The sequence below is a fragment of the Vibrio sp. 970 genome (genome assembly GCF_033339075.1).
Genome location: NZ_JAWOTW010000469.1, coordinates 1 through 629 on the forward strand (window position 1 = coordinate 1; position 629 = coordinate 629).

Annotated in this window: 1 protein-coding gene; it reads left to right on the forward strand. The window is 47.2% G+C overall.

All coding sequences use genetic code 11. The features are described 5' to 3' along the window. The coding region (locus tag R7Q11_RS27355) for an ABC transporter permease (protein ID WP_225467131.1) at positions 1–629 on the forward strand (629 nt) is incomplete at both ends.

Sequence of the window (629 nt, forward strand, 5' to 3'; positions counted from 1 at the left end):
ATCGCGAAAGATGCATCAATCAGCGTTGTGCGTATGACTTTACAGCTCGTTCTGATCGGGGTTTATCTTGAATATCTCTTTCAATTAAACAGCTTGATCATCAACTTACTTTGGCTTGCGATTATGCTCGTCGTAGGAGCAAGCTCCATTGCAGGGAAAGCACGTTTACCGAAAAAGCCGCTCATGCTGCCACTTCTAACTGGGCTTGTATGTGGCTTGTTTCCATTACTAATTGCGATCACCGCTGGCTTGGTGCGCCCTACTCCGCTTTACAATGCACAATATATGATCCCATTGGCAGGCATGCTGTTAGGCAATAGTCTGAGCAGTAATATCATCGCGCTACAAAACTTATTCTCTGCTTTTGAAGAGCGTAAATCTGAGTACGAAGCTGCCATCTCACTGGGTGCCGCCCCTAAATACGCTTCCTTTCCTTTCGTTCAGGAGGCTCTGAGAAAATCGTTAGCGCCAACGCTAGCCTCAATGACCACGATGGGCCTTGTCACGCTTCCTGGTATGATGACGGGGCAAATCCTAGGGGGCGCAAGCCCATTGGTTGCCATTAAATATCAACTGGTCATCATGCTAGCTATTTTTGTCATGATGAGCGTCTCTGTTGCCATCACACT